Source organism: Acinetobacter sp. Res13-Abat-PEC15-P4-01, from assembly GCF_015676285.1.
Classification (GTDB): Bacteria; Pseudomonadota; Gammaproteobacteria; order Pseudomonadales; family Moraxellaceae; genus Acinetobacter; species Acinetobacter nematophilus.
In genome coordinates this window covers 68,875-93,504 of record NZ_JADAIN010000037.1, presented here as the reverse complement: position 1 = coordinate 93,504, position 24,630 = coordinate 68,875, and the positions used below count along the sequence as shown (strand labels likewise).

General features: G+C 39.5%; 24 protein-coding genes, 1 tRNA gene and 1 CRISPR repeat array. Of the genes, 19 read left to right on the top strand and 6 right to left on the bottom strand.

Features of this window, described 5'->3' with window-relative positions; all coding sequences use genetic code 11:
- The 6 genes from tmk (at nucleotide 1) to IMO47_RS13180 (ending at nucleotide 4,428) form a co-directional block, all read left to right on the top strand.
- A complete protein-coding gene (gene tmk / locus IMO47_RS13205) occupies nucleotides 1-606 on the top strand; it encodes a dTMP kinase (protein WP_196075896.1) in 606 nt (201 codons plus the stop codon).
- Between the two features lie 77 nt (nucleotides 607-683).
- A complete protein-coding gene (locus IMO47_RS13200) occupies nucleotides 684-1,100 on the top strand; it encodes a PaaI family thioesterase (RefSeq protein WP_196075897.1) in 417 nt (138 codons plus the stop codon).
- A 176-nt stretch (nucleotides 1,101-1,276) separates the two neighbouring features.
- Nucleotides 1,277-2,266: a hypothetical protein gene (locus tag IMO47_RS13195; RefSeq protein WP_196075898.1), complete on the top strand. Its 990-nt coding sequence runs from the start codon at nucleotides 1,277-1,279 to the stop codon at nucleotides 2,264-2,266.
- Nucleotides 2,267-2,270: 4 nt separating this feature from the next.
- Entirely contained in the window at nucleotides 2,271-3,152 is an 882-nt protein-coding gene (locus IMO47_RS13190; RefSeq protein WP_196075899.1) for a histone deacetylase, read from the top strand.
- Nucleotides 3,153-3,259: 107 nt separating this feature from the next.
- Nucleotides 3,260-3,652 carry a hypothetical protein gene (locus tag IMO47_RS13185; RefSeq protein ID WP_196075900.1) on the top strand — a complete coding sequence of 131 codons (393 nt, stop codon included), beginning with the start codon at nucleotides 3,260-3,262 and terminating at the stop codon, nucleotides 3,650-3,652.
- Nucleotides 3,652-4,428 carry an AraC family transcriptional regulator gene (locus tag IMO47_RS13180; RefSeq protein WP_227552150.1) on the top strand — a complete coding sequence of 259 codons (777 nt, stop codon included), beginning with the start codon at nucleotides 3,652-3,654 and terminating at the stop codon, nucleotides 4,426-4,428. Before IMO47_RS13185 ends, IMO47_RS13180 begins: the two co-directional genes overlap by 1 nt.
- Before the next feature lie 82 nt (nucleotides 4,429-4,510).
- Here the strand turns inward: IMO47_RS13180 and nadB are convergent, their stop codons facing one another.
- Nucleotides 4,511-6,154, bottom strand: coding sequence for an L-aspartate oxidase (gene nadB, locus IMO47_RS13175; protein ID WP_196075901.1), 1,644 nt, complete (start codon nucleotides 6,152-6,154; stop codon nucleotides 4,511-4,513).
- A 225-nt stretch (nucleotides 6,155-6,379) separates the two neighbouring features.
- Here nadB and IMO47_RS13170 point away from each other — a divergent pair, with 225 nt between their 5' ends.
- Nucleotides 6,380-7,780, top strand: coding sequence for a Do family serine endopeptidase (locus tag IMO47_RS13170; protein WP_196076986.1), 1,401 nt, complete (start codon nucleotides 6,380-6,382; stop codon nucleotides 7,778-7,780).
- A 94-nt stretch (nucleotides 7,781-7,874) separates the two neighbouring features.
- On the top strand, nucleotides 7,875-8,327 hold the full coding sequence (locus IMO47_RS13165) for a thioesterase family protein (protein WP_196076985.1): 453 nt from the start codon (nucleotides 7,875-7,877) through the stop codon (nucleotides 8,325-8,327).
- A gap of 135 nt (nucleotides 8,328-8,462) precedes the next feature.
- On the opposite strand, the gene IMO47_RS13160 is transcribed toward IMO47_RS13165, so the two are convergent.
- The 3 genes from IMO47_RS13160 to IMO47_RS13150 form a co-directional block, all read right to left on the bottom strand.
- Nucleotides 8,463-9,212 carry a phosphatase PAP2 family protein gene (locus tag IMO47_RS13160; RefSeq protein ID WP_242052668.1) on the bottom strand — a complete coding sequence of 250 codons (750 nt, stop codon included), beginning with the start codon at nucleotides 9,210-9,212 and terminating at the stop codon, nucleotides 8,463-8,465.
- A 101-nt stretch (nucleotides 9,213-9,313) separates the two neighbouring features.
- Nucleotides 9,314-10,939 carry a glycosyltransferase family 39 protein gene (locus IMO47_RS13155; RefSeq protein WP_196076984.1) on the bottom strand — a complete coding sequence of 542 codons (1,626 nt, stop codon included), beginning with the start codon at nucleotides 10,937-10,939 and terminating at the stop codon, nucleotides 9,314-9,316.
- The gene (locus IMO47_RS13150; RefSeq protein ID WP_196076983.1) at nucleotides 10,936-11,967 is read right to left on the bottom strand and encodes a glycosyltransferase family 2 protein; all 1,032 of its coding nucleotides are present in this window, start codon (nucleotides 11,965-11,967) and stop codon (nucleotides 10,936-10,938) included. The genes IMO47_RS13155 and IMO47_RS13150 overlap by 4 nt, the downstream gene beginning before the upstream one ends.
- 106 nt (nucleotides 11,968-12,073) lie before the next feature.
- Between IMO47_RS13150 and IMO47_RS13145 the strand changes: the two genes are divergently transcribed.
- The 10 genes from IMO47_RS13145 (at nucleotide 12,074) to IMO47_RS13100 (ending at nucleotide 20,734) form a co-directional block, all read left to right on the top strand.
- Nucleotides 12,074-13,087 carry a lysylphosphatidylglycerol synthase domain-containing protein gene (locus IMO47_RS13145; protein ID WP_242052666.1) on the top strand — a complete coding sequence of 338 codons (1,014 nt, stop codon included), beginning with the start codon at nucleotides 12,074-12,076 and terminating at the stop codon, nucleotides 13,085-13,087.
- Nucleotides 13,088-13,258: 171 nt separating this feature from the next.
- Nucleotides 13,259-15,076: a translation elongation factor 4 gene (gene lepA / locus IMO47_RS13140; protein ID WP_196076982.1), complete on the top strand. Its 1,818-nt coding sequence runs from the start codon at nucleotides 13,259-13,261 to the stop codon at nucleotides 15,074-15,076.
- Nucleotides 15,077-15,097: 21 nt separating this feature from the next.
- Nucleotides 15,098-15,952 (top strand): signal peptidase I, encoded by an 855-nt coding sequence (gene lepB / locus IMO47_RS13135; protein ID WP_196076981.1) that lies wholly within the window; start codon nucleotides 15,098-15,100, stop codon nucleotides 15,950-15,952.
- A 317-nt stretch (nucleotides 15,953-16,269) separates the two neighbouring features.
- A complete protein-coding gene (locus IMO47_RS13130; RefSeq protein ID WP_004829270.1) occupies nucleotides 16,270-16,644 on the top strand; it encodes a DUF4845 domain-containing protein in 375 nt (124 codons plus the stop codon).
- Nucleotides 16,616-17,308 carry a ribonuclease III gene (rnc, locus tag IMO47_RS13125; protein WP_196076980.1) on the top strand — a complete coding sequence of 231 codons (693 nt, stop codon included), beginning with the start codon at nucleotides 16,616-16,618 and terminating at the stop codon, nucleotides 17,306-17,308. The genes IMO47_RS13130 and rnc overlap by 29 nt, the downstream gene beginning before the upstream one ends.
- A 5-nt stretch (nucleotides 17,309-17,313) precedes the next feature.
- Nucleotides 17,314-18,342 (top strand): GTPase Era, encoded by a 1,029-nt coding sequence (gene era / locus IMO47_RS13120; RefSeq protein ID WP_196076979.1) that lies wholly within the window; start codon nucleotides 17,314-17,316, stop codon nucleotides 18,340-18,342.
- Between the two features lie 20 nt (nucleotides 18,343-18,362).
- Entirely contained in the window at nucleotides 18,363-18,554 is a 192-nt protein-coding gene (locus IMO47_RS13115; protein ID WP_196076978.1) for an NF038104 family lipoprotein, read from the top strand.
- A gap of 11 nt (nucleotides 18,555-18,565) precedes the next feature.
- Complete coding sequence (gene recO, locus IMO47_RS13110) at nucleotides 18,566-19,285, top strand: DNA repair protein RecO (RefSeq protein WP_196076977.1); 720 nt, start codon at nucleotides 18,566-18,568, stop codon at nucleotides 19,283-19,285.
- A gap of 31 nt (nucleotides 19,286-19,316) precedes the next feature.
- Nucleotides 19,317-20,042 carry a pyridoxine 5'-phosphate synthase gene (gene pdxJ / locus IMO47_RS13105; RefSeq protein WP_196076976.1) on the top strand — a complete coding sequence of 242 codons (726 nt, stop codon included), beginning with the start codon at nucleotides 19,317-19,319 and terminating at the stop codon, nucleotides 20,040-20,042.
- 35 nt (nucleotides 20,043-20,077) lie between these two features.
- Nucleotides 20,078-20,734 carry a tRNA-(ms[2]io[6]A)-hydroxylase gene (locus tag IMO47_RS13100; RefSeq protein ID WP_196076975.1) on the top strand — a complete coding sequence of 219 codons (657 nt, stop codon included), beginning with the start codon at nucleotides 20,078-20,080 and terminating at the stop codon, nucleotides 20,732-20,734.
- A gap of 403 nt (nucleotides 20,735-21,137) precedes the next feature.
- Nucleotides 21,138-22,245: direct repeats of the CRISPR family, unit length 28 nt; unit sequence GTTCACTACCGCATAGGTAGCTTAGAAA.
- Between the two features lie 106 nt (nucleotides 22,246-22,351).
- Here IMO47_RS13100 and IMO47_RS13095 read toward each other — a convergent pair.
- Nucleotides 22,352-22,427 (bottom strand) — tRNA-Asn (locus IMO47_RS13095).
- A gap of 245 nt (nucleotides 22,428-22,672) precedes the next feature.
- Here IMO47_RS13095 and IMO47_RS13090 point away from each other — a divergent pair.
- Complete coding sequence (locus IMO47_RS13090) at nucleotides 22,673-23,155, top strand: hypothetical protein (RefSeq protein ID WP_196076711.1); 483 nt, start codon at nucleotides 22,673-22,675, stop codon at nucleotides 23,153-23,155.
- Between the two features lie 33 nt (nucleotides 23,156-23,188).
- Here IMO47_RS13090 and IMO47_RS13085 read toward each other — a convergent pair whose 3' ends face one another.
- Nucleotides 23,189-24,619 carry a deoxyribodipyrimidine photo-lyase gene (locus IMO47_RS13085; RefSeq protein WP_196076710.1) on the bottom strand — a complete coding sequence of 477 codons (1,431 nt, stop codon included), beginning with the start codon at nucleotides 24,617-24,619 and terminating at the stop codon, nucleotides 23,189-23,191.
- Between the last annotated feature and the right edge of the window lie 11 nt (nucleotides 24,620-24,630).

Below are 24,630 nucleotides of genomic sequence, written 5' to 3'. Positions count from 1 at the left end.
ATGTTTATAAGTTTTGAAGGAACTGAAGGGGTTGGAAAAACCACACTCATCCAAAAAATGTTTGAACATTTTCAAAAGCAGGATCAACAAGTTGTTCTAACGCGTGAACCTGGTGGTACACCTTTAGCTGAACAAATACGTGCATTACTGTTGTCTGTGAATCATGAAGAGCAGATGAGTCATGATACCGAGTTATTGCTGATGTATGCAGCACGTGCACAACATTTGGCAGGTGTGATTTTACCTGCATTAGATGCCGGTAAGGTTGTGCTTTGTGATCGTTTCGTTGATTCGAGCTTTGCTTATCAGTGCGCCGGTCGTGGTCTAAGTCGTGAAAAACTACAAATATTAAATACTAACTTTGTCTCCAGAATGCCCGATATTACCTTTTGGTTGGATGCACCGATTGAACTGGGGATGGATCGAGCACGGGCACGTGGTGCTTTAGACCGTTTTGAACAAGAAAAAGAGGTATTTTTTGAGTCTGTACGTAGTGGTTTTTCTGAAATTCATTTGCGTGATGCGCAAAGAATGAAACGTTTAGATGCTACTCAAACAGCAGAACAAGTCTTTGCAGAGGCCTTGCGCTATCTAAAAGAACTGTAATAGATTGATTTATTCTGATGTTTTCAGTCTTAAAAGCCTTTATATTGTTTCAGGTCAAGGATATAAAGACGTGAATGATGAAAAGCACTAAAACTGAAATCGTTAATTTTTTACAGCAATTTTTTTCACCAAGCTTGGAACGCTGCGAAATTGAAGAAGTGACTGAAAAAGGCGCCTCTCTGGTTTGGCATGTCAGTGATCAGGACATTCGGCCAGGTGGAACTGTGTCTGGACCAACCATGATGGCACTGGCAGATTTTGCCTTATATGTTGCGATTTTGGGAGAAATCGGTTTAGTTGGTTTGACGGTGACCACAAACATGAACATCAATTTTTTGCGCAAGCCTACCGGTGGTGTAGATATTCGCGGGATCTGTAAATTGATGAAGGTGGGGAAAGCTCTAGTCGTCGGTGAAGTATGGATTTACTCGCTGGGTTCAGATGATCCTGTTGCACATGTCACAGGAACCTATTCAATTCCTCCACAAAAATAAGCAACGTGTATAAAAAGCTCAAATACTTCATTAAATTAGATGAAATATATCATTTAATCTAGCTGTACTTTACTGTTGAATGCTATATTGAGTTATCTAGGGGATAATGCTAATTTATTCATAATAAATAGATTATTTTTAAAAATTAAATCATTTTATAAAATGGAATAGAGAATATGTCATCAGATCATGAAGTCGTTCGTTTGTTTAAGGAAAACGTTTTTCCCTTATCAAATAAATTGACAGAGATGTTAAATGAACACTATTCGCATCAGACGGAACGTCGAGGCTGTGGATATACACAAGCGACTCGAGTATTGGCTGAGTATATCAACTTTCCTCGTGACAGTGTTGAAGCGACAGATTTGAAAATATTCCAAGACTATGATTTTAAAAAGTTAAAGAAAATTATTGATCAGAAAAAAATTTATGGTTTTGATATTGAGGACTGGCATAATCTGGATCAAAACCGCTCAATTGAAAACTTTTTGGCTGAATCGCAACAACAAAAAAATGATGATTTTAGGGTCCTCGTTGAGCAAGAAGTCGCTACCCAAGCAAGTTTAAGAAAATTATCACAGCAAGCAGGACTGGAGGAAAGTCAAGTCATTTGCTGTATGTTGGAAGATGTGATTTTACCTAAAACAGCAAATGAAACAGGCTATGTTGAAATCGAGACATTAGCCGGGAAACCTAAAGTAGGCTCTTGCCCAATGGCTGAAAATTTTTTCCTGAAAATTGCGCACCGTTCAATGCTGAGACAAGGTTCAATCAATATTTTTGTCGATGAGCAAAACCGCCCGTTATTGATTGAAAAAATGAATATGGGAGATGATCATTCCTGTATCAACTTACAACCCCTGATCATGAATGGTATTCGCATTCCAGTTGGTTCTTTATTTTCGGTAGAATATGATATTGAACAAATTGACAATAAAGTGCCTAATCAAGAATTCAAAGGTTATATCATTCCATATAAAGAAATTCAGGGTTTCTGGTTTTTACGATTGACTACTTTAGCCATCTCACCTGAGAATCGAAAAAGAGCCTTTACCACCCATTTTGAACAACAAGTGAATAATGGATTGTTTAGTCCTGGTACAACCTTAATTAAACAACTGAATGACGTTGCACTGTCACAATTGAGAATCGCCAGTCTCGGATAACTTTATGTTAAATGTTTGTTTTTCATCGCGCTATTTTGCTCAAACACATACCAATAGCATGGAAAAACTTGTTGCAGTTGCCGAGCAATTACAACAATTTAATCATTTTAAATTTCATGAACCCCTACCCATAGATCCGGAAATTCTAAAGGCCTTGCATTCTCCCAAATATGTTGATGCATTTTTAACCGGACAACCTGCTAAACTTGCAACATTTGCTGGTTTTAAACCTTGGAATGAACAGTTACGTGATGCAGTTTTGTCCATCAATGGTGGACAAATACTGGCGACGGAGCTGGCTTTTCAACATGGTATTGCAGCCAACATTGCACAAGGTTTTCATCATGCCAATTATGACTATGGAGGTTCATACTGTACCTTTAATGGTTTGGCACTGATTGCACAGTATTTTTCCAATAAACGGATTTTTATTCTGGATTGTGATCAACATGGTGGTGATGGAACTGCCGAATTTACCCGAAGATTAGACAATTTATATAATTTTAGTATTTATGGATTGGCATTTGGCTATCCAACGTATGAACGTGCCGAAAGCCGTCATGTGCATACGAAACATGGAAGTTTTGCGCAATATACCCTGGCAATACACGAGGCTTTTCAACGTGCCAATGAGTGGAAAGCCGATATTATTATTTATCAGGCAGGCATGGATTGCCATCAAGCAGATCCTTACGGTTCAGCGTGGTTGACTACAGAATTAATTCAAAAGCGCGATGAAATGGTATTTAACCTTGCTAAGCGAGAGGGGATTCCACTGATGTTTGTACTTGCAGGCGGTTATCAGAATCTTGAGGATCTGGTCAATTTGCATGCTCAGACTTTTCATACAGCCCATCAAATTTATTATAAAAACCCTAAAGACTGAATTTGTCATAATTTGGCTGGATTTCCCTGTTTTTTGGCTCAATTGGGGAATGTGTATTAAAGCAAGCACAATAAAATGATAATTATTCTTATTTGTGGAGCCATCCCATGTTTATCCAAAATTTAGAAAATTTTCCAATCATACCGATCAGTTTCCAACCAGCTGATGCCGTTTCAGTCACAGAAACCATAGCCATATATGAATCATTACTCAGCCGTAAAGAAATATTTGTGTTTCTGAGTGAGGGCGCTTTTCCTGAACAACAGACAGATCATGAAGCACGTAAACAGGTTGCTGCTTGGGTGAAGTCAAAACGTGAGATTTTGGCACAATACGTGAAAGCTTTTATTCATATTGAGCCAGATGCAAATATTCGCTTAGAAACACAAAAGTTTGCCAATAATTTTATTAAGTTCTCCGGTTATCCGATGTTTGTTGTCGATAACCAACAGCAAGCGAATAAAATAATTGATGCTGTGCTAAGGAGACCAATGGGTTAATGATGCATACTGAAACGCCCCATTCACCATTCAATCACAATCTTCTGCCTTTATTTGTGTTGAAAATAGATCAGCAAGTTCCAGACTGGGAACTTGCTTCACACCAACATGAACAAAGTCAGTTATTGGTAACAACCAGCGGGTTGATTACTGTTGAAACGCCATTCGGGATTTGGGTGGTTCCGGCACAACATGCATTATGGATTCCATTAAAGACCTTACATAAAGTCAGTAGTTACGGTATTTCAACAGGTTATGTGGTATTTATTCATACTGTATGGCATCATTTTCCAACACAGACGTGTACGATGTTACACGTGACCAGTTTAATGAATGCAATGTTAGAGCGTGTTGAAACATTTTCTGATATGCCCTTGTTGGAAAACAATCGACGCTTGATGGACTGTTTACAGGATGAAATACAGTCTACCACCCATTCAATATTTTATTTACCTATGCCGAAAGATTCACGTATGTTACAAATCGCGTATGATTTATTAAAACAACCGGATCAAAAGCTGAATTTAGCTGAATGGGCAAGCCGCTGCTATATGAGTGAACGCAGTTTGACTCGGATTTTTCATCACAATACGGGAATGAGTCTTAATCAATGGCGGCGCAAATTACATGTGGTTTTAGCACTGCAATGGTTGACTGAAGGGGACTCAGTTCATCAAGTCGCAATGAAATTGGGCTATGACAGTGATAGTTCTTTTATCGTCATGTTTAAGAAAATCATGCATCTGTCACCCAAAAGTTATTTGCGGCAATCATGAGAAAAAATCAATAACACTTAAGTCAGCTACGATGCAAAAAATGAATAATAGCCAGAATACTCTGGCTATTTTATTGTTCTCTTTAAACTTCAGCATTGACCAAAGGGGTTTCGACCGTAAAGTCTGGTGGAGTCAAAACGGTTTTTCTCAATTCTTCAGAAAGCTCCGGATAGTCCAATGTGTAATGTAAACCACGTGATTCTTTACGTTGCATAGCACAACGCACGATCATCTCTGAAACCATGACCAAATTACGCAATTCAATCAAGTTCTTACTGACGTGGTAGTCTTGATAGTATTCGGTGATTTCTTTTTTAAGCATTTCAATACGATGTAAGGCACGTTGTAAACGCTTGGTGGTACGAACAATACCAACATAATTCCACATGGTTTGGCGCAGCTCGTCCCAGTTCTGCAAGATGACGACATCCTCATCTGGGTTGGTGGACTGCGAAGCATCCCATTCTGGAACATCAGGGCTTTCAAAAGATTGGTCAAGTTTGGCTTCAATATCTTTTGCCGCACTCATGCCATATACGAAACATTCCAAAAGAGAATTACTCGCCATACGGTTTGCACCGTGTAAACCTGTATAGGATGTTTCACCGATCGCATACAAACCTGCAATGTCCGTCTGGCTGTTTTCGTCTACAACCACACCACCACAAGTATAATGTGCGGCTGGAACGACTGGAATCATATCCTGGGTAATATCGATTCCCAACTCGAGCAGTCGTGCGTAAAGCGTAGGGAAGTGTTCTTTGACGAAGTCTTTAGGTTTGTGGGTAATATCCAACCAGACATGGCGAATACCCAGACGTTTGATTTCATAGTCGATTGCTCTAGCCACAATATCGCGTGGTGCAAGTTCAGCACGTTCATCAAAGCGCAACATGAAACGCTCTCCATCAGGGAGACGTAAATATGCACCTTCGCCCCGCATCGCTTCCGTGATTAAGAAAGAGCGTGCCTGAGGATGATATAAACAGGTTGGATGAAATTGGTTGAATTCCATATTTGCGACACGGCACCCGGCACGATATGCCATGGCAATACCATCACCAGTCGCAATATCAGGGTTTGAAGTGTACAAATAAGCTTTCATTGCACCACCACAAGCAAGTGCGGTGAATGGCGCTAAAAATGTATGTACTTTTTCATTGCTTTCATCCAATGCATAAAGACCCACCGCTCGGTTCGGCTGCTGTTTATGTCCAAGCTTATGGGTCGTGATCAAATCAATCGCAATGTAATTCTCAAAAATAACAATATTTTTCTTTTCGCGTGCTCTTTCAACCAACGTGGTTGAAATCGCTTTTCCTGTGGCATCTGCTGAATGGATGATACGTCTTTGAGAATGTCCACCTTCACGGGTCAAGTGAAGTTGCTCATCTTCATCTAAGGTAAACTGAACACCATGGTTCAAAAGGAAATCGACTGAAGGTCGCCCCCCTTCAACAGTATGTTTCACTGCATCAAGCTCACACAAATGTGCACCTGCAATCATAGTGTCATCAATATGCTGTTCAATAGAATCTGTTTCATCGAGCACAGCAGCAACGCCACCTTGAGCATAATAGGTGCTTGCATCTGTCAATGTAGATTTTGCTAAAACAGCAATATTTAAATGTTCAGGTAAGGATAAGGCTAAACTTAAGCCTGCACCGCCACTACCCACAATAATCACGTCGAATTGATGAGTTGTGTTTAAATTAGGCATGTCCATCAGCTAATTTGAAAAATGTTTGCTAATAACACTCTTTTTTTTAACAAATTACAATAGTTAGATGCGTCAGATTTTAGTATAAATAAGCGATTCCCAGTCTCTTAATATGATTTTAAGTAAAGTATTGTTTTATAAAAAAATGTAAACATATTATTACGCAAAGACATCAAATAATATGTTACAAATATTTTTTAAGCACAATCATCAGATGTAGGTTCGTGATAAATGAGTAATGGTCTAATGCAAAAAGGTATGTATGCAGCAGTATTCACTGTCGCTGCGGCTACATCACAAGTTCAAGCTTCAACACCTGTCGATTTTTCTAATTTGGTGGAACAGGTGAGTCCGGCAGTTGTCAGTGTAAACGTGGTTAAAAAATTATCTCAGGAAGAATTGCTACAGCAGCAGGTGCCTGAAATTTTAAAACGTTTCTTTGGTAATCAGATCATTATTCCACAACAGCGGGCACCGCAAGAAAAAACAGCTTATGGCAGTGCATTTTTTATCAGTAAAGATGGTTATCTACTCACCAACCATCACGTGGTAGAAGATGCTTCTAAAGTGACCATCATGCTCAATGACCGTCGTGAAATCGATGCTAAAGTCGTGGGCAGTGATGAACGTACAGATGTGGCTTTACTTAAAGTCGAAGGAAATAATTTTCCATCATTGTCAGTTGGAAATGTAGATCAGCTTAAAGTGGGGCAGCCAGTACTTGCGATTGGTTCCCCCTTTGGTTTTGACTATTCTGCATCAGCAGGAATTGTCAGTGCTAAATCAAGAAATATGATGGGTGAAACCTCTGTACCTTTTATTCAGACCGACGTTGCGTTGAATCCGGGTAATTCAGGCGGTCCGTTATTCAATCAACAAGGTCAAGTGGTTGGGGTAAATTCACGTATCTTCAGTGGTACGGGTGGGTATATGGGGCTGTCATTCTCAATCCCAATCGATGTGGCAATGGATGTTGTTGATCAACTGAAAAAGAATGGTAAGGTGACACGTTCTTATCTCGGTGTGATGTTGCAAGATATCGATCGAAATCTTGCTGAAGCTTATAAATTGGATAAACCGGAAGGTTCATTGATTACTCAGGTGGCGCCAAATTCACCTGCTGAAAAAGCGGGCTTTAGAGCAGGGGATGTGATTCTAAAATATAATGGTTCGCCTATTTCAAGAACATCTGAACTATTAAATTATCTCAACCGCACTCAACCCAATCAATCCGTGAAACTTGAAGTGTTGCGTGATGATAAGCCGCGTGTGATTACGGCGACATTAACTGTTGCACCTGATGATACCCCTGCAAAAGTTGATAATACTACGGCATCAGCCAAGCCCCACAAAGGTCCAGTTATTGGTGTTGCGATCCGTGCCTTGACTGAACAGGAAAAGAATCGCTTAAATGTGAAAGGTGGTGTGTTAATTCAAGATGTAACACGGGGTGGTTTGGCTGCGCAGTCAAGAATTATGCCGGGCGATGTGATTACTCAAGTGAACAATAAGAAAATCAATACACCGAACGACTTTGTGGATGCTGTAGCTGAGTTGCAGAAAAATACCGTCGCACGTGTGGCAATTGTGCGTGAAGGGCAACATGCAATGATTGGGTTACGTATTCAATAAATCCAATTGATGTAAATCAGCCACTCTAGGAGTGGCTTTTTTATGTCAAAATGCAGCAATTTTTTTAAATATGATCAAGAGTAGGAAAGTTCATATGAGCTCAGTATTTGATTTGGTTATTCACGTTAAACCCGAACATATCGATGTTTTAGGTCATGTGAATAATGTGGTCTATGTACAATGGATGCAGGATGTGGCATCGGCACATATTGAAACTTTAGGTGTGGGCTTAAAGCAATATTTAGAAATGAAGCATGCTATGGTGGCTGTGGAACATCATGTGCAGTATCGGAAAGCAGCGATGTTGGATGATGAAATCATTTTACGAACATGGCTCTATGATATTAATGCATTGTATTCTTTTCGCCAGTATGCATTTTTCAATGCCAAAGATCAGACTTTGCTATTTACCGGCAATACCAAATGGGCGTGCATAGAAATTGCCACAGGTCGCCCAAAGCGTATGTCACCAACATTTATACAGGCCTATCAACCGATCGATAAAGATCTGGATCCTTATGATTTAAGTTCCATCGCAACAGTGTGACTCAGGTTTTCATGCTTCGGTTTGAGTTTTGCAATAAAAATAGCGTGGGTTTATTTAGGTAAATACTATAGATTGAATATCGCTTGGTAAATTAAAGAAAAGTTTAAAATTTCGGTGCGGGTGATATTCTTCAATTTAAGATTTATTTTTTTCAAAAGCTAGAGGCTTTAGCTGAATTGCGGTTGAACGCAATCGCGGACGATAGCTTTGATCAAAGACCAATTTAACCCGAAAATTGAGCTCGATTAGTGCAAGAGCAATGTAAGCCAAAGCACAGACAGATAGTAATTTTGCTAATCCTGCAGCCAGTGGATAGCCACCATCAAAGCGCCATAGAAAACCCGCACTGATTGCCGCTAAAGCATATAAAATATTGGCACTGAAACGAGTTCGCCCCATCCGTTTGGTTTTTGAGGAAAGCTTGAGGATGAGTGTGGCACTATACCATCCCCAAAGTGCTCCAATCACAATATCGAATGGCCAGTGGACACCTACCACCACACGACTCCAGGCAATCAAGGTTGCCAATGAAATTATCAAGTAGGTAAATGTTCGGTGATATACAAAATCATTGAGCTGAAGATATTTGCTCAATACACCCGCCAGTACAAATGCTGTTGCAGCATGACCAGAAGGAAAGCTATGATATTTTAATGCCTTGCCTATTACTTCAACATTGTCTATCCCGAGATAAGTTATTGGACGAACAATTTCAATGAGTTGTTTGGTGGCGTGTACACCAAAGCCAGTAATGACTACGGCGAGTAAGCCTAGCCAGAGCAAGTGAGCAGTGTGACGGCAAAAAAATATCAACAGGACATAAGCGGTCAGACCATCTCCCATAAAGGTTATATTTTGCCAGAACCAATCTGAGTGTGGCGGCATTCCATTGATCATCAGGAAAAGGGGCGTGTTGATTGCGTAATAGTGATGAATAAGTTCCCAAGCTAAAATGCAAAATATTGGAATATAAAAGAATGGAATCATCATGAACTTCCTTTCATTTTCGGGAGTTTGACTAAAACAATGCCTCCCTTGTTGAATAGAACTTCTGCATTAGGAAATGCCTGAAGATTTTCTAGACCTGTAAAAACCACCTCACCAGGTTTAGGCTCTCGTATAGGAACAACTTTTTGTAAGTAGATGCTGAAACTCGGCATATCATGACGCCACATCACGATAGGTTCGGTGATCTTCTGAGCAAATATTCCAGCTTGTTTGACAGGTTGCTGCTGAATAGATGCATAGGCAGGGATAACCACATGAATGATGGTTAAACTGAAAATAATGCTGACTAAAATTTGACGTAACCAAAGTACAGGATGAATACGAAATAAAATAATCAGTATGAGGAGAAGCGAGAACAAAATAGAAAGGCGATATTGCACGTCTAAAAATGGTAATCCATCTTGCAGCATAGCCACGACTTCAATTTTCTTTTCGTGAGCAATAATGTACTGACCAATTTCGGGAAGAAAAAGCAGCAATAACATGAATAAAGTGATCGGTAGCGCAACCAAGACGCGAGATCGCAGTTGATCTCGATATTTTGCCATCAGGATAAAAATTGGTGTTACACCATATAATAGATAATGCGGAAGCTGGGTTTTGGAAAAGCTGAAGAATGTCAGCACAAATAAAAACCAGCTCCAACAAAAAATATCCAGTGAATCAAAATGCCTGGCAAGAGAAGAAGGAAAAAATCGCCGCAGATGCGTCAATAACTGAAGGAAGAAACCTGTAACAGGCATAAAAACCAATAGGCTTATAGGCAGATAGTAAAGTAAATTTCCACCATGATTTTCCATCGTTTTAGAAAATCGAGAAAGATTATGTTTGAGAAAAAAACCGTCAATAAATGCTTGTCCTTGTGCAAGATATTCAGCCATGTACCAAGGTAAGAAGACTGTAAGACAAATAAACCATCCAAGTGGATTGATCAGCAAGTGCTGCCAAGATTTAAATTTTTTGCTCAACAGGGTATAGATTGTGATGCTGGCGAAAGGGATTAAAATAGCGATCGGACCTTTGGTCAACACACCTAACCCTACCCATATATATGCACGTAAAGCATATTTTGATGAACTCTTAGATTGTGCACAGTGTTGGTTAAAATGACGATAAGCATCAAATAAAGCTAGACAAATCCATAAATTGAGCAAAGCATCAGCTGTGGCTGCACGTGCGATAATTGAAATAATCAGTGAACTCGCAAGCAGGATGCATGCGGTGGCTGCTTTGGACCTATCTAAAAAATGCCGGCAAAACTCATAGATTGCCCAGCACCACAGCGTTGCACATAATGCAGACGGAAGGCGTAACGAGAACTCGTTTAATCCAAATAAAGAGACAGAAGCGGCTTGCAGCCAGTAGATCAAAATGGGCTTATCAAAACGCAGTTCCCCACCCATATAGGTGGTGACATAATCGCCTCGAATTAACATTTCCATGGTTGCAGAACTGAAAGCACCTTCATCAAGATCAAATAATGGCGAGCCTCCCAATCCAATTAAAAAATTGAAAGCGAGCAATACAATTAACCAACGCGATTGAAATAGTTTTTGTGCTGATTGAAAAATTGAGGAGATCAATGTGGATGCTGGAAATATCATTGCCCTCTCCGATGATGGTAAACACGACGGATCAGATAACTTTTATGATTTTTAGTGTCCAGATAGGTTCGAGTAATCAGTTCAGCGATAATACCTGTCATTAAAAACTGTAGTGACATCAACACACACATCACGCCAATCAGCAGCATGGGACGTGTACCGATGGAGTGACCCAGAATATATTTATCAATTGCCAGATAAATCAGCATGACTGTGCCGATACACCCAAGGAACAGTCCGATTGAGCCAAATAAATGACCGGGGCGCATGAGATAACGCTGAAAGAACATCACTGAAATTAAATCCAATATCACGCGAATCGTTCGAGAAATACCATATTTGGATTGTCCAAATTGTCTGGCATGGTGAATTACGGGAACTTCTCCAATACGTGATACAGGAACGACACTGGCTACCCAGAGCGGTATGAATCGGTGCATTTCGCCCACCAAGCGGATTTGTTTGATGATTTCGGCACGGTATATTTTCAGGCTACAGCCGTAATCATGTAAGCGTAGACCTGATATTCGACCGATCAGTCGGTTGGCGAGTAAGGAAGGAATTTTTCTTAACACTAATGCATCTTGTCGGTTTTTACGCCAACCCACCAAGAGATCAAGATCTTGATCAATCAGTTGCTGCAACATGGCTGGAATATCATGTGGATCGTTCTGTAAGTCACCATCCATCGTCACAATATACTGTCCATAAGACTCGTCAATTCCTGCCTGCATGGCTGCCGTTTGCCCATAGTTACGGCTTAATTGAATTAATCTTGCATTCAAGGGGCTTTGACCCAGTTTCTGCTGAATGGTCTTCACAGTTGCATCAGAACTGCCATCATCAACCATAATTAATTCCCAGGGTTGGTGTTGCGTGCCTAAAGCCTGTTGAATGGTATCTATTAATGCAATAACTGTTTCCTCTTCATTGTAAAGAGGAATAATCAGAGAGAAAAAAATGTGTGAGTAAGAGGGGCTAAGTAGATCAAGCTCTTCTTCAGGTTGTAATAAAAATGCGTTATGCATAGTTGATGTAATTGTTATTGATCCGTGTTTGATCATATATTGTTAAATTTAACTGAAAGATTACGATTTCATGATTTTTTAATGACAATAATTAAAGGTAGCACCTGTGTCTGAACAGATAGATCGCAATTCAAACCATCAGCTTGGCAGTCGACGCAAATACATACCACAAGTGTTACTGAGCATCGCCATCATTTTGTATGTTGTTGCGATTGAATGGTGGTTTGGTTGGTTGCAGATCTTTAAGGCTTGGAAACATGTTCCTATCCTATATTTGATTGTGTCATTGATCCTGATGCAGATGACTTATCTGATTCGAGGTTGGCGAATCCATGATTTCTTTTTGCCCATTACTCGTGGGCAGGGGATGACCTGTTGCCGAATCATGCTGATTCATAATCTACTCAATAACTTATTACCTTTTCGTTCTGGAGAAATCAGCTTTCCTTTACTGATGCGACGCTATTTTACGTTGAGCCTCAGTTATGCGACAGCAGGTTTATTGCTGCTGAGAATACTTGATTTACAGGTGTTGCTTGGGCTGGGTTTTCTCATCCTTTTATTATTGGAGCACTCCAATAATTTAGGCTTATGGGGCTTGATGCTTTTATGGTTAATCTCGCCATTAATATTATTATTTTTTACGCCGTGGCTAAAACGTTTTTCAGAACAGCTCAGTACACAGGGGCGATTGAAAAACTTACTTGAACACGTTTTATTGGCCATGCCATTGCATTTTAAAAGCTTACTGCGAAGTTGGTTATTTACACTGATTTGTTGGCTAAGTAAAATCATGGTTTTTGCAGTCGTTTTAGACTGGTTTATTTCATTACACTGGTGGGAGACGGCAGCTGTAAGTATTGGAGGGGAATTGAGCTCAGTATTACCTATTCATGCCCCAGCTGGTCTAGGGACCTATGAAGCTGCAATATTGGCAACTGGAAAACTGTTGAATCTCTCGGAAACCAAAGCATTGTTCTTTGCGGCTGTGCAATTGCATTTGCTCATACTCATCAGCACGCTATTTGGCGGTTTAATCGCATTATGCCTGCCTGCACAAGTTCAGTTTTCGGATAAAAGTGAGACAAATAAAAACAGGGAAAAAGAGAAAATAGATTGAAAGTGTAGCTTGCATACAATGTCAAGCAGAGATAGTTTTTCTCAAAGCCTTACTATATTTTTAACCTTGATCTGCTTATACTGTGCAGCAATTGGGAAATTTCATTTTTTGCACGCCAGAGGTACTTTTGATATTGAGTACATGATGGTGTACATATTTTTAGAGTAGTTTATGGCAGTAGCTAAGAAGTCTGTTAATATCAATAACATACGCAATTTTTCTATTATCGCTCACATCGACCATGGAAAGTCGACTCTTGCTGACCGATTTATCCAAATGTGTGGTGGATTGCAAGATCGTGAAATGCAGGCTCAAGTTTTAGACTCTATGGAGCTTGAGCGTGAGCGTGGAATCACCATTAAAGCGGCTTCGGTAACATTGTATTACACGCACCCGAATGGTCAAGAATACCAGTTAAACTTTATTGATACTCCGGGACACGTCGACTTCTCTTATGAAGTTTCTCGATCGTTGGCTGCCTGTGAGGGCGCACTATTGGTTGTGGATGCTGCACAGGGTGTGGAAGCACAATCTGTTGCAAACTGTTATACCGCCATTGAACAAGGCTTGGAAGTACTGCCAATTCTCAACAAAATTGATTTGCCTCAAGCTGAACCTGAACGTGTAATCCATGAAATTGAAGAAATTATTGGAATCGAAGCAACCCATGCACCTACCTGTTCAGCAAAAACAGGTTTAGGAGTAGAGTCAGTTCTTGAAACTTTGGTCGATGTCATTCCTGCGCCCCAAGGTGATCGTGATGCACCGCTCCAAGCACTGATTATTGACTCGTGGTTCGATAACTACTTAGGCGTGGTTTCGTTGGTTCGTATCAAACAAGGTCGTGTGCGTAAAGGCGATAAGATGTTGATGAAATCAACAGGTCAGTCACATATCATTACCTCGGTAGGTATTTTCAATCCAAAACATACTGAAACAGGCATTTTAGAAGCAGGTGAAGTCGGTTTTGTGATTGCTGGGATCAAAGATATTTTTGGTGCGCCAGTGGGGGATACGATTACACTTGCAGCAACACCAGAAGTTGAAACGTTACCGGGCTTTAAAAAGGTAAAACCACAGGTCTATGCAGGTTTGTTTCCCATTGATGCCAGTGATTTTGAACCGTTCCGTGAAGCCTTGCACAAACTGCAAATCAATGACTCTGCTTTATTCTTTGAACCTGAAAGTTCAGATGCACTTGGTTTTGGTTTCCGTTGTGGCTTCTTGGGTATGCTGCACATGGAGATCGTACAAGAGCGTTTAGAACGTGAGTATGATTTGGACCTCATCAGCTCAGCACCAACAGTGATCTATGAAGCATTGATGAAAAATGGTCAAACGGTTTATATCGACAGTCCATCTAAAATGCCGGACGGTTCAACCGTAGAAGATTTACGTGAGCCAATTGCAGAATGTCATATCCTTGTTCCGCAAGAATACCTAGGCAATGTGATGACGCTGTGTATTGAGCGTCGTGGCGTGCAAAAAGATATGAAGTTCTTGGGTAACCAAGTGTCGATTAGCTTTGAAATTCCAATGGCAGAAGTGGTGATGGATTTCTTTGATAAATTGAAATCATGTTCACGTGGTTTTGCTTCTTTGGATTATAACTTTGTCCGTTTTGAAAGTTCATCTCTGGTTAAGGTTGATGTATTAATTAATGGTGATAAGGTTGATGCCTTAGCAATGATTTGCCATCGTAATGATGCCCGTCACCGCGGTATTGCTTTGGTTGAAAAAATGAAGGACTTGATTCCACGCCAAATGTTTGATGTTGCGATTCAAGCTGCGATTGGTGCACAAATCATTGCACGTTCAACTGTAAAAGCTATGCGTAAAAACGTATTGGCTAAATGTTATGGTGGTGACGTTTCTCGTAAGAAGAAATTGTTATCTAAGCAAAAAGAAGGTAAGAAACGTATGAAACAAGTGGGTAGTGTTGAAATTCCACAAGAAGCGTTCCTTGCTGTGTTAAAAGTAGAAAGATAAAAACTAGAGGTCTGATTGCTCATGGATTTTGATTTTAATTTAATTCTCGTTCCTGTAACGCTGGTTTTTTTTGCGCTGTGGTTACTTGATAAGTTTGTGTTGAAACAGCGTGCAACCAAAGGAAAGGGGAATGAAAATGTCGTTATTTCATGGGCATATGATTTCTGGCCTGTTCTTGCTGTAGTTCTTGTTTTACGCTCTTTCTTCTTTGAGCCATTCAATATTCCTTCTGACTCTATGGTCCCGACCTTAGAAACAGGAGATTATATCTTGGTGAATAAGTTCCAGTATGGAGTGCGTTTACCGATTACCAACACCAAGATTCTGGATATTGGTGAACCGCAACGTGGTGATGTTGCTGTATTCCGTTATCCTGAAAATCCAAAAATTAGCTATATCAAGCGTATTATTGGATTACCCGGTGATCATATTGAATTTAATCAAGGTCAGTTGACCATTAATGGTAAAAATGTTGAGCAAGTTCCAACTCAGTTTAGTCGTGAAAAGGATATTTTAGATACACCAAAATCGATTTACTACTATGAAACAATGGGTACCCATAAACATTTGGTTCGTTTATTGGAAGGGCAAAATCCTCTGATTGCTGCATTTAATTATGCGCAAAACAAACAGGATTTACCTTATGTAGCGACTGCAAATGACCGTTTCGTAAAGTCAAATGGACAGAGCTGGGAAGTTACCGTACCTAAGGGTCAATATTTTGCGATGGGTGATAACCGTGATCAAAGTGCTGACAGTCGTTTCTGGGGCTTTGTACCTGAAGAGAATTTAACAGGTCATGCAATTTATGTTTGGATGCATAAAGAGCCGGGTCTAAAAATTCCATCATTTAGCCGTAATGGTGCAATTCAATAAACGCAATCCCTGCAAATGCTAAAAATAAAGAAAGGTCAATGTTTATTGACCTTTCTTTTTGATCTGCTAAAACTATGAAGTTATATTGATTTATAAGAAAAATAAAACAGAACAAATGATTTGAACTAGCAACTTGACGCAGTTTAAAGGATAATAGTGTCGATAAATTTTTTATCACAGTATTGTTTTCCAGTGTATAAGAAGTTTATAAACAATTGAAAATGATGAGTTTGCCTAAATCATAACTCTTGATCAAAGCAATAACTCTTTTTTGATTGGGATTAGGGATTATTTATTCTCACCTGTTGGATAAGAAAATGCGTAAAAATCAACAAGGCGCTTCATATATTGGAATTTTATTGGGGATAATTGCTTTAGCTTTTATGTTGAAAATCATAGTAGCTGTATGGCCATTATACTGGGATGATCGTGTGATTAACGGTCAAATTGTAGAGCAAATCAAAAATAGCTCTGCTGAAATCACACCATTGAAATTTGCAACAGAAGTTGACAAAAGGTTAGAAATGAACAATATCCGAGACACTAAATTCGAAGATATTGCGACTGTTTCAACTAAAGATGGTTTACAAGTGACTAAAAAATATGAAGTACGGAAAAATTTCATGCTGAATATTGATTTAGTCCTCACTTTCGAGAAGAGTTTTGATCAAAGGTCAGTTGAAAGTAAGTGATCTTCGCTTACAAAGTAGAATCGGTTACCAGTTTAAACAACACGAGTTACTACAACTCGCGCTGACTCACCGTTCGGTGAGTCACAAACACAACTATGAGCGTCTAGAGTTTCTGGGTGACTCATTGTTGGGGATGATCATCGCAAATTACTTATACAATGCCTATCCTCATGAAAATGAAGGGCGTTTAACCCGTATGCGTGCAACTTTAGTACGTCAGGAAGCATTGGGTAAAATTGCCAATGATTTAAAATTAAGCCAAAGTTTAATTTTAAGTACCGGTGAATTGAAATCAGGCGGTCATCATCGTGAGTCAATATTAGCGGATACGGTTGAAGCGATTATTGGCGCAATTTATACAGAAAGTCAGGATTTACCTTTGTTGGAATCCATTGTTCTCAAATGGTATGCCCCTTATCTGGATCATATTGAGCCGACAGATCAGTTAAAAGATCCAAAATCGCGCTTACAGGAGTATCTACAAGCCCGTAAAAAACATCTCCCTGTTTATGAGGTGGTTGATATTCAAGGTGATGCACCAAATCAACATTTTAAAGTAGAATGTACTATAGATGGCTTACCTAAAATGATGGGTGAGGGATCGAGTCGCCGTTTTGCAGAACAGGCAGTCGCGGCGGATTTTTTAAAGCTATTGGAGCAGTAAACTGCATGAATACACATTCCGATCACAATGATGCTGATCACGAGTCGTCTGAAAACGGTAATGATTTAATTAATCAGTTTTTTAGTTCACAAGGCACTGAAATTCCATCTGATTATCGCAGTGGTTTTGTTGCAATCGTTGGACGTCCAAATGTGGGTAAATCTACTTTGATGAACCATTTGTTGGGTCAAAAGTTATCGATTACTTCACGTAAACCACAAACCACCCGCCATAAAATCATTGGCATTGATAGTCGTGAAAAATCCCAGGCAGTTTTTGTGGATACCCCGGGTATGCATAAAAAAGAAGTGCGTGCCATCAATAAGATGATGAATAAAGCGGCACATTCGGCTTTGCGTGATGTCAATCTGGTTTTATTTGTGCTTGATGCGCAGAAATGGACGCAGAATGATGAGTTGGTTTTAGAGAAGCTTAAAAACGCAGAAATGCCAGTGGTTCTCATCATCAACAAGATTGATACTTTAGAAAACAAGCGTATGGTGTTGCCGTTGATTCAAGAACGTGCAAAGTTAATGAATTTTGCTGAAATTGTTCCAGTGTCCGCATTACGTGGTGCCAACTTGGATCATTTACGTGACGCGATTGAAAAATATCTTCCTTTCCAACCACCATTGTACTCTTTGGACCAGTTGACTGACCGTTCTGAACGTTTCCTTGCGAGTGAAATTATTCGTGAGAAAATTATGCGTCAGCTAGGTGAGGAACTTCCTTATGATTTAACAGTTCAAATTGAATCATTTAAGACAGAAGAAGCAACGATCAATGAAAAGACGGGTCGTCCTAAAGCTGCATGTACATATATTGATGCCACAATTTTTGTTGATCGCCCTGGACAGAAAGCCATCGTAATTGGTGAAAAAGGTGCTAAGCTGAAGAAAATCGGTATGGATGCTCGTGTCGACATGGAAAAAATGTTCGAGCAGAAAATCATGTTAACGCTTTGGGTCAAAGTCAAAGGCGGTTGGTCTGATGATGAACGTGCTTTGAAAAGCCTAGGCTATAGCGATATTTAAGTCATTTTTTGGGAACTGTCATGATCCGAGTTATTTCCATTCTTGTATGCGTCATAATGCTACAAGGTTGCATTACTAAAATTGTGACGGTTCCTGTCAAAGTTGCTTATAAAACTACAAAAGGCGTAGTCAAAGGGACTGCGGCTGTTGTTGGGGCTGTAATCCCGGATGGGGATGACGATGAAGACAAGAAAAAAGAAAAGGATGAATAAGATAAAGCAAGATGCGCAATGAAATCTTGCATGGTTATTTGATCCATCATCGAAAATACCGCGAACGCAGTCATATTGTACACTTGTTTACGCAAGAGCACGGTCGTGTCGATGGTATTCTTCGACAAACCCCGCCTCCCCAATACCAACCCATTACCCTGCAAGCTTCGGGGAAATCTGAACTCAAGAACTTTTCTAAACTGGAAATTTTAAATCAGCCGATTTTCTTCTATGGAGATGCCTTTTTTTCAGGTTTCTATCTCAATGAAATTATTCTGAGGCTTTGTCCACTTGAAGAAATGATGCCTGAAACTTTTCAGCAATATCATATAACCTTGCAACATTTACAGAACTTAGCGGAACATCCGCAAGCGGATTTATTTCTTCGACAAATTTTACGCCAGTTTGAACATGCACTTTTAGAGGAATTAGGCTTTCCACTAGACTATGAACATGATTCAAATCAGCAGATGATCACTACTGCACAACGCTATCAGTTTCAACTGTCTGAAGGCTTTATGCCAGTCGCGCATAGCGCCTCATCCACTTTGCTCGGACAACAAATTTTGAGTATGGCAAGTTATGAAAAGGGTAGGGATTTTAGTCCAGAACAGTTACAATTATTGACCAAGCTTTACCGACAAATGATCACATCACTTTTAGGTGATCGACCATTGAAGAGTCGTCAGCTTTGGATTCAAAATGCTCAATCTAAATCTTTGAGCCGTTAATTTCATTTTATTGGTTAATTAGGAAAATGTTATGGCTGCATTGCTAGGTGTAAACATTGATCATGTTGCAACACTAAGACAAGCGCGTGGAACAACTTATCCTGATCCTGTGAAAGCAGCATTGATCTGTGAGCAAGCAGGGGCGGAAGGCATTACTTTACACTTGCGTGAAGATCGTCGTCATATTCAGGATGATGATGTGCGCCGTATGCGACCAGTACTGAAAACCAGAATGAATTTAGAAATTGCGGTAACTGATGAAATGGTTGCATTTGCAACTGAGATTAAACCGCATCATGTTTGTTTTGTGCCGGAAAAACGCCAGGAAGTAACCACTGAAGGTGGCTTGGATGTTGTTGGGCATTTTGCAGATGTCAAGGCAGCTACACAGGCACTCACAGCGATTGGTTGCGATGTTTCTTTATTTATCGATCCTGACTTTGCACAGATTGATGCAGCGATTGCCTGTGGTGCGCCAACGATTGAGTTACATACAGGTGCATATGCAGATGCTACCACGGGTGCAGAACAACAGGCAGAACTTGAGCGTATTGTGAAAGGCGTAGAATATGCTGCGGCTCAGGGTTTGGTGGTCAATGCAGGTCATGGTTTGAACTTGGAAAATGTTGCTGCGATTGCTGCTATTCCTCAGATCCATGAATTGAATATTGGGCATTCTATTATTGCTGAAAGTGTATTTGTAGGTTTGACGCAAGCTGTAAAAGACATGAAAGCCGCTATTCAAGCTGCAGTTTAATTTACTTTTTTGATTTACTTTATTGAATATTGATCATGTCGAATATGAATTATGATGAACTCATGCAGCCAGTGATTGCCTTTTTGGGTTGTGAAACCCCAAAAGCTTGGTTGGATGAAGCATTGAACAATCTCCCCTTGTTGATGCAAGATCATGCAAATTGTGAAAAGAAAGCAGCAGGAACAGCAATGAACCTGATGTTTCGCTATAGCTTCTTTACTGATTTGCAAGTCAAACTGGCACAGCTCGTACGTGAAGAAATGTTGCACTACGAGCAGGTTTTAGAATTTATGCAAAAGCGTGGTCAAGCATGGCAGGGGCTAAGTGCAGGTCGTTATGCTGGTGGTTTGCGTAAGGAAATTCGAACCTATGAACCTGAAGCATTGATTGATGTTTTAGTCATTGGTGCTTTTGTAGAGGCACGCTCATGCGAGCGTTTTTATGCGTTGGCACCGTTGGTGGATGACGAGCTTGGACGTTATTACCGTTATTTGTTGAAATCGGAGTCACGACACTACGAAGACTATTTGGCGTTGGCATTGGATGTCGCTCAAACTGCAAAATTGAAAGATCCTGAAGAAGATATTCAACAGCGTATTGAGTTGATACGTGAAGTTGAAAAAGCGTTGATTTTAACTCCCGACAAAACTTTTCGTTTTCATAGCGGAGTACCCCTTAAGGGAAGTACTTAAGTCAAGTTTCGCAGAAAAGACCAAAGCACTGCTTTGGTCTTTTCTATTTAAGATTTAAAAATCTATAAAAACAGTAGTTTAATATTTTTCTATAGGCACTCAATCTGCTTCAGGGTCGTATTGTCCTTGTATTTGCTCAAGACTAAACAGTTCATCCAATTGATAAAGAGAATAGAATTTGTATTGTATACTTCTATGACTTTTGCTGACGAGGCAAAAGGGAAAATTGGAAGTTATACTTTTAAAGTACAGCAACTGCTTCAAAATTTTAACCCAATATTTTTTAACTCTTTAATAGTTTAATAAAATCAATATGTTATATTTATACTTATAAACTTGGGTCATTTGATAATTCTCTGGCTTAACTTATTGTAATCATTTTATTTTTTGATTTAAAATTAGTGTTCACTACCGCATAGGTAGCTTAGAAATGATTCATCTAACTTTGTAAGTCTTTGAACCTGTTCACTACCGCATAGGTAGCTTAGAAAGCTGCACCAACATTGAGTTAATGCAATACGATGTTCACTACCGCATAGGTAGCTTAGAAACAATTCATTCAGAATGAGCGTGAAACCACTCGGTTCACTACCGCATAGGTAGCTTAGAAAATTAATGATTTTACGAGCATTAACATAGTCTGGTTCACTACCGCATAGGTAGCTTAGAAAAACGAAAGTACGCAATTTGTTCGCAATGTATTGTTCACTACCGCATAGGTAGCTTAGAAACTGAACCAGTCATGAATCAACATGATTTCATGGTTCACTACCGCATAGGTAGCTTAGAAATTATTCAAACATTAGCTATTCATCAATCAATGGTTCACTACCGCATAGGTAGCTTAGAAATGTAGATCATTGATTGATAATACTTTTGATTTGTTCACTACCGCATAGGTAGCTTAGAAAGTAAGGTCTAATTATAGCTCTGCACAGTTTAAGTTCACTACCGCATAGGTAGCTTAGAAATGAAAGCAAACCGCCTGCTTGATTCGCTGCATGTTCACTACCGTATAGGTAGCTTAGAAATTGTTTGCGAATATTGAAATATTGCTCACCATGTTCACTACCGCATAGGTAGCTTAGAAATTGATCGTCTATCTCTTGTTCTGGTTGGTCTTGTTCACTACCGCATAGGTAGCTTAGAAAATCGATTCGATCTGTTGGCGTGAGTACGGGCGGTTCACTACCGCATAGGTAGCTTAGAAAGTGCATTCGCTGCGCCTACGATACCGCTTGCAGTTCACTACCGCATAGGTAGCTTAGAAATGATTCCCACTTTTGATAAGTCTTTAAACCAAGTTCACTACCGTATAGGTAGCTTAGAAATGATTCCCACTTTTGATAAGTCTTTAAACCAAGTTCACTACCGTATAGGTAGCTTAGAAAACCATCAGAACCAAATGCTAGAGCAGGAAATGGCTCACTACCGTATAGGTAGCTTAGAAAATGTGGTGCCCAAGCTCAATATTGCTATATTGGTTCACTACCGTATAGGTAGCTTAGTAAAGTTGTATCGTTTCTCGGATGATTTAAATAATTATAGTGATATAACCTATTATTTTTTTTGAAAAATAAAAAAAGCCCACATCAAATAATGTAGGCTTTTAGAATTTGGCTCTCCAACCTGGGCTCGAACCAGGGACCTGCGGATTAACAGTCCGTCGCTCTACCGACTGAGCTATTGGAGAATCTGCATGCGATTATAAGGATATATCACGAGTGGTCAAGCCTTTGATGTCATCTTTTCTTCATTTTTGACTTGTATGCTTTTTATTTGAACAAACACGATCAAAATTAAAAAATGGATTTGAGTGGTTGCAAAGCGAGAGCTGACTTGTTAGATTAAAAACATAAAGAGCGTTTAAGTTTGACTTAAACCGTGTGGATTTAACCAACTTGCCAGCACTAAAATGGCTAAATAGGAGACAGCGCAATGACGACGCTTACTATTTCTCAAATTTTTGAAAAATTTTCTTTTTATCAAGAAAACTATCTTTCTATTCTTCAAAATCCTGAACAATATCATATTGAAGTTGAGCAAGCATATTTAGATGTTTGGCCTTTTTCTGAAAAAAAACTGTACTTGGGTGATTTGTTACAACTTTGGTTTAGCGAAAAATGGCTGATTAATTCAACATGCCGGTTGTTGCTTGATTCATCGAGACTAGATTCATCAAACTCAACCATTCAATCGACTCAAAAGCAGATTCAAAGAACACAGGATTTATACCTGTTTCAATTAAGTGGCAGTACATTATCAGGCTCAAATCATGCACAGGTCTGGTCTGTTTCAGAGCAAAAAGTGCTGTATGTTTCTTTAAACAGCATTTTTAAATACTACTGCTATTTTGAATCAATTGAACGTCCAAAAAACTATTCAGATCATCAGTTTAAAACTTTTGGACAAGTGATCTAGTCACTGTTTTGTGAAGCTTTTAAGTTGAGTATTTTAAATTTGCTTAAAAGCTTCAATTGCCCGGATACGACTTTGTTTTAAATCAATAATAGGTTGAGGATAATTCAACTGAATATTCGGATTTTTGGCATAAGGTTCATGAATAGTTTTTGCATCTAAACCTGCCAGTTCAGGGACCCATTTTCGGATATATTCACCTTCAGCATCAAACTTCTGTGATTGACTGACTGGATTGAAGATTCGAAAATATGGGACTGAATCAGTACCTGTAGAGGCGCACCATTGCCAACCGCCATTATTCGCAGCCAAGTCGCCGTCAACCAAATGTTGCATAAACCATCGCTCACCTAAACGCCAATCGATCAAAAGATTTTTACTCAAGAACATGGCGACAATCATTCGCACACGGTTATGCATCCAACCTGTCTGTAACAACTGGCGCATTCCAGCATCAACAATCGGGATACCTGTTTGACCCATTTGCCATGCAGCCAGTTCCTCAGGTGCATCACGCCACGCTAACTTTTGTGTTGTTTGTTTAAAGGGTAAATGCTTTGAGACACGTGGGAAGTCAAAGAGGATATGTTGATAAAATTCTCGCCAAAGTAACTCGTCCATCCAGATTTGTTGACCAATATGATCTATAGAAAACTGTCCCTGTTGTTTCCTAAATAAAGCATTGATACATTGGCGAATGGAGATAATACCGATATTTAAATATGCGGAGAGCTGACTGGTAGCTTCAAGATTTGGAAAATCTCGATCTCGTTGATAATGTTCAATATGGTTGTCTAAAAAATCATCTAAAAGATGCCATGCGTGTGCTTCGCCGACTTGCCATTGTGCTTCGGCATTTCTCTCAGCGAACTCAAATCCAAGTGCTTTATATGATGGAGGCGGATTTATATGATCTTTATAAATATCCAGATCCAAAGATTGAATTTCAGGTGCAGGATAACATTGAGTCACTGAAATACTTAATTGTTCATAACAATATTTCTTAAATGCGCCAAAGACCTGATAGGGTTGATTTGACTTATTACGGACCGAGCCTACAGGAAATAATGTACGGTCATGATATAAAATTAAATCATGCCCACTTTTATTCAAACGCTTTTGAACTTCAAAGTCTCTATTTAATTCATTGACACCACATTCAATATTGGCATGAATATTTTCAATATTTAATTTTTGACACAGTTGAGTCAGTTCTGTAGCGATATCTTTCCACAACGGAATGGTTTGAATAATCAGGGGAATATTTAATGTAGTTAATGTGTGTTGTAATGCTTCGATTTGACGTAAATAAAAGTCGATTTTAATTGGTGCATCATCATGCTTTTGCCATTGTTCAGGAGAAAGGATAACCAACGCAATCACTGTGCCAGACTGACGGGCATGCCAAAGGGCAGTATGGTCATGAATACGTAAATCTTGTCTAAACCAAATGAGCTGTTTCTGCATAAAATTTTCAC

Excerpts from the sequence above, each read along its gene's own strand:
- tmk (WP_196075896.1), top strand. The coding sequence starts at position 1 with ATGTTTATAAGTTTTGAAGGAACTGAAGGGGTTGGAAAAACCACACTC.
- IMO47_RS13200 (WP_196075897.1), top strand. The coding sequence starts at position 684 with ATGAAAAGCACTAAAACTGAAATCGTTAATTTTTTACAGCAATTTTTT.
- IMO47_RS13195 (WP_196075898.1), top strand. The coding sequence starts at position 1,277 with ATGTCATCAGATCATGAAGTCGTTCGTTTGTTTAAGGAAAACGTTTTT.
- IMO47_RS13190 (WP_196075899.1), top strand. The coding sequence starts at position 2,271 with ATGTTAAATGTTTGTTTTTCATCGCGCTATTTTGCTCAAACACATACC.
- IMO47_RS13185 (WP_196075900.1), top strand. The coding sequence starts at position 3,260 with ATGTTTATCCAAAATTTAGAAAATTTTCCAATCATACCGATCAGTTTC.
- IMO47_RS13180 (WP_227552150.1), top strand. The coding sequence starts at position 3,652 with ATGATGCATACTGAAACGCCCCATTCACCATTCAATCACAATCTTCTG.
- nadB (WP_196075901.1), bottom strand. The coding sequence starts at position 6,154 with ATGGACATGCCTAATTTAAACACAACTCATCAATTCGACGTGATTATT.
- IMO47_RS13170 (WP_196076986.1), top strand. The coding sequence starts at position 6,380 with ATGAGTAATGGTCTAATGCAAAAAGGTATGTATGCAGCAGTATTCACT.
- IMO47_RS13165 (WP_196076985.1), top strand. The coding sequence starts at position 7,875 with ATGAGCTCAGTATTTGATTTGGTTATTCACGTTAAACCCGAACATATC.
- IMO47_RS13160 (WP_242052668.1), bottom strand. The coding sequence starts at position 9,212 with ATGCCGCCACACTCAGATTGGTTCTGGCAAAATATAACCTTTATGGGA.
- IMO47_RS13155 (WP_196076984.1), bottom strand. The coding sequence starts at position 10,939 with ATGATATTTCCAGCATCCACATTGATCTCCTCAATTTTTCAATCAGCA.
- IMO47_RS13150 (WP_196076983.1), bottom strand. The coding sequence starts at position 11,967 with ATGCATAACGCATTTTTATTACAACCTGAAGAAGAGCTTGATCTACTT.
- lepA (WP_196076982.1), top strand. The coding sequence starts at position 13,259 with ATGGCAGTAGCTAAGAAGTCTGTTAATATCAATAACATACGCAATTTT.
- lepB (WP_196076981.1), top strand. The coding sequence starts at position 15,098 with ATGGATTTTGATTTTAATTTAATTCTCGTTCCTGTAACGCTGGTTTTT.
- IMO47_RS13130 (WP_004829270.1), top strand. The coding sequence starts at position 16,270 with ATGCGTAAAAATCAACAAGGCGCTTCATATATTGGAATTTTATTGGGG.
- era (WP_196076979.1), top strand. The coding sequence starts at position 17,314 with ATGAATACACATTCCGATCACAATGATGCTGATCACGAGTCGTCTGAA.
- IMO47_RS13115 (WP_196076978.1), top strand. The coding sequence starts at position 18,363 with ATGATCCGAGTTATTTCCATTCTTGTATGCGTCATAATGCTACAAGGT.
- recO (WP_196076977.1), top strand. The coding sequence starts at position 18,566 with ATGCGCAATGAAATCTTGCATGGTTATTTGATCCATCATCGAAAATAC.
- pdxJ (WP_196076976.1), top strand. The coding sequence starts at position 19,317 with ATGGCTGCATTGCTAGGTGTAAACATTGATCATGTTGCAACACTAAGA.
- IMO47_RS13100 (WP_196076975.1), top strand. The coding sequence starts at position 20,078 with ATGTCGAATATGAATTATGATGAACTCATGCAGCCAGTGATTGCCTTT.
- IMO47_RS13090 (WP_196076711.1), top strand. The coding sequence starts at position 22,673 with ATGACGACGCTTACTATTTCTCAAATTTTTGAAAAATTTTCTTTTTAT.
- IMO47_RS13085 (WP_196076710.1), bottom strand. The coding sequence starts at position 24,619 with ATGCAGAAACAGCTCATTTGGTTTAGACAAGATTTACGTATTCATGAC.